This is a genomic window from Streptomyces sp. DSM 15324 (assembly GCF_001514285.1).
Taxonomy (GTDB): domain Bacteria; phylum Actinomycetota; class Actinomycetes; order Streptomycetales; family Streptomycetaceae; genus Streptomyces.
This window is the reverse complement of sequence record NZ_KQ949044.1, coordinates 41,208-44,541: the sequence shown is the minus strand read 5'-3', so window position 1 is coordinate 44,541 and position 3,334 is coordinate 41,208. Positions and strand designations below refer to the sequence as shown.

Below are 3,334 nucleotides of genomic sequence, written 5' to 3'. Positions count from 1 at the left end.
CGAGGGTGACGGCGGGCCCCTCCAGGCCGAGCGCGTACGCCACCCGGCCCGAGGCCAGGCTCGCCGCGCTGCCGGTGAGGAGATGGCCGCGTACGTCGTCCGGGACCTCGCCGGACGTGGCGCCGTAGCCCTGGTGGCCGCAGCCGACGAACAGACCGGTGCGGCTCCCGCGCAGTGAGCGCGGGTCGAACCCGGCCCGCTCGACGGTCTCCCAGGAGACCTCCAGGAGCAGCCGCTGCTGGGGGTCGATGGCGACGGCCTCGCGCGGCGAGATGCCGAAGAAGGCGGCGTCGAAGGCGTCGGCGCCGGTCAGGAAGCCGCCCTCGTTGACGTAGCTGGTGCCGGGGCGCAGTGAGTCGGGGTCGTAGAGCGCGTCGAGGTCCCAGCCGCGGTCGGCCGGGAAGGAGCCGACGGCGTCACCGCCGCGCGTCAGGAGGTCCCACAGTCCCTCCGGCGAGGTGATGCGGCCGGGGAGCCGGCAGGCCATGGCGACGATGGCGATCGGTTCGTCCTCGTCGACGCGGCCGCCCGCCGGGAGCAGATCGGCGCCGGGCGCGCGGTGGCCGGACCCCAGGGTGCCGTCGTCGAGTTCGCGCACCAGGTGCTGGGCGAGGGCCAGGGGGGTCGGGTGGTCGAACACCAGGGTCGTCGGCAGGGTGAGCCCGGTGGCGGTGGCCAGGAGGTTGCGCAGCTCGACGGCGGTGAGCGAGTCGAAGCCGCAGTCCTGGAAGGCGCGGGCGGGCTGGATGGTCTCCGGGGTCGGGTGGCCGAGCGCGCCGGCCGCGCTGTGGCGCACCAGCTTGAGCAGCAACTGACGGCGTTCGGCGGCACCCAGCGGGGCGAGTTCGGCGCGCAGGCCGCCGCCCTGCCCGGCCGTCGGGTCGTGGGCCGCCGCCATGCCGTGGACGGCTTCCGGGATACGGCTCAGCAGGGCGCCGCCCGGCAGTCCCCGCCGTCCGGCGGCGATCCTCGTCCAGTCGACGTCGCAGACCAGCGCCCAGGTGTCGTCGTGGGCGAGGAGGCTGCCGAGGGCGGTGAGTGCCGGTTCGACCTCCATCGGGGTCAGGCCGCCGCGCCGCAGCCGGTTGAGTACCGCGGGGTCGTCGGCCATGCCGCCGCCGGCCCAGGGCCCCCATGCGACGGAGAGGGCCGGGAGTCCGGCGGCGCGCCGCCGCCGGGCGAGGGCGTCGAGGTGGGCGTTGCCCGCCGCGTACCCGGCCTGTCCCGCCGAGCCGAGCGCACCGGCGATGGACGAGAACAGCACGAACGCGGTGAGGGGGGTGTCCAGGTCCCGGGTGGCCTCGTCCAGGTTGTCGGCCGCGCGCAGCTTGGCGCGCAGGACGGTGGCGTACCGCTCGGGGTCCATCGCGGTGAGGGGCGCGTCGTCGAGGGTGCCGGCGACGTGGAGTACCGAGGTCAGCGGCCGGTCGGCCGGGACGGTGGCGAGCAGCGCCCGCAGCGCCGACCGGTCGGCGGGGTCGCAGGCGGCGACGGTGACGCCGGTGCCCGTCTGTTCGAGTTCGCGGCGCAGGTCCTCGGCGCCGGGGGCCTCGGGGCCCCTGCGGCTGACGAGCAGGAGGTGCTCGGCGCCCTCCCGGGCCAGGTGGCGCGCCACGTGGGCGCCGATGATTCCGGTGCCGCCGGTGATGAGCGTCGTTCCGGTGAACCGGGGTGCGGGACGGGTCTCGGCGCCGTCACGGGTGACACGGGTCAGTCGGCGGGCGAAGACGGCCGAGTCGCGGACGGCGAGCTCGGTCTCGTCCCCCGGCTGCGCGACGAGCGCCACCAGTCGGGCGAGTGCCCGCGGTTCCGGGTGCTGCGGCAGGTCGAGGAGGCCGGCCCACAGGTCGGAGTGCTCGACGGCCGCGGTCCGGCCGAGGCCCCAGGTGGTGGCCTGGGTCGGCCGGGTGAGCCGGTCGGCGGCGCCGACGGACACCGCGGACCGCGTGGCCGCCCAGAGCCGTGCGCGGATGCCGGTCTCGGCCAGCGCCTGCACCAGCAGGGTGTTGAGGTGCAGCCCGAGTGGTACGTCGGGGTGCGCGGTGTGGGGTGCCTCGGTGAGGGCGAGCACGGACACCAGCTGGAGCGGTCCGGCGTGGTCCGCGGCGGCTTCGGTGAGCGTTTCCATGAGCCGGGCGCGGTCGGTGTCGGCGGTCACGGGGAAGGGGGCGGCGTCCGCGCCGGCCGCGGTGAAGGCCTCCGTCAGGGCGTCGGCGGTCGCGGCGGCGTCCGGGTCGTCGGCGCAGAAGGGCACCAGCCAGACGCCGGCCGGGGATCCGGTGGGCGAGGGAAGGGGGGTCCAGGTCTCCCGGTACTGCCAGGAGTCGGCGGTGGCGCGCCGCATGCTGTCGTGGTGCCAGGAGGTGAGGGCGGGGAGCACGGGTGCCAGGACGTCCGGGTCGAGTGCCAGGCGCTCGGCGAGGTCGCGGACGTCTCCCCTGCGGACGGCGGACCAGAACGCCGAGTCGAGGGCGTGCGTGGCACGCCCCTCCTGGCCGGAGGCGGTGTCGGCAGGCCAGTACCGGACGCGTTGGAAGGCGTAGGTGGGCAGGTCGACGTGGCGTGCGTCGGGGCACAGCGCGGGCCAGTCCGGGCTGTGCCCGTGTGTGTGCAGCGCGGCGACGGCGTGGAGCAGCGTCACCGCTTCCGGCCCGTCCTTGCGCAGCGCGGGTACGGCCATGTGCGGTGCCGGTTCCCCTTCCTGGCCGGGCCCGGAGGGCAGCAGCGCCAGGGCGAGGGCGGTGAGGGTGCCGTCGGGGCCGACTTCCAGGTAGCGGGTCGTGCCCCGCTCGGCGAGCACGCCCACCGCGTCGGCGAACCGGACCGCCTGACGGACATGCCGCACCCAGTGGTCCGCGGAGCACAGCTCCTCCGCGGAGGCGACCGCGCCCGTGAGACTGGACACGATCGGCAGCTTCGGCTCCGCGTAGGACAGCCCCTCGGCGACCGCGCGGAAGTCGTCGAGCATCGGCTCCATCAACGGCGAGTGGAAGGCATGGCTCACCCGCAGCGCCGTGACCTTGCGGCCCTGACCACGGAAGTGCCCCGCGATCTCCTCGACCGCCCCGGCCCCACCCGAAACCACCACCGCCTGCGGCCCGTTGACCGCCGCGACACCCACCTCGTCACCCAGCAGGGGCAGCACCTCCTCCTCGGAGGCCTGCACCGCGACCATCGCACCACCCGCCGGCAGCGCCTGCATCAGCCGGCCGCGCGCCACCACCAGACGGCACGCGTCCGCCAGCGACCACACCCCCGCCACATGCGCCGCCGCGATCTCACCGATCGAATGACCCGCCAGCACATCCGGCCGCACACCCCACGACTCCAGCAA

The 3,334-nt window shown here is 75.7% G+C and carries 1 protein-coding gene; it reads right to left on the bottom strand.

Going from position 1 to position 3,334, the window contains the following annotated elements; all coding sequences use genetic code 11:
* Window positions 1-3,334: SDR family NAD(P)-dependent oxidoreductase (locus AQJ58_RS45255; protein WP_234360466.1), on the bottom strand; the 3,334-nt coding region annotated here is incomplete at both ends.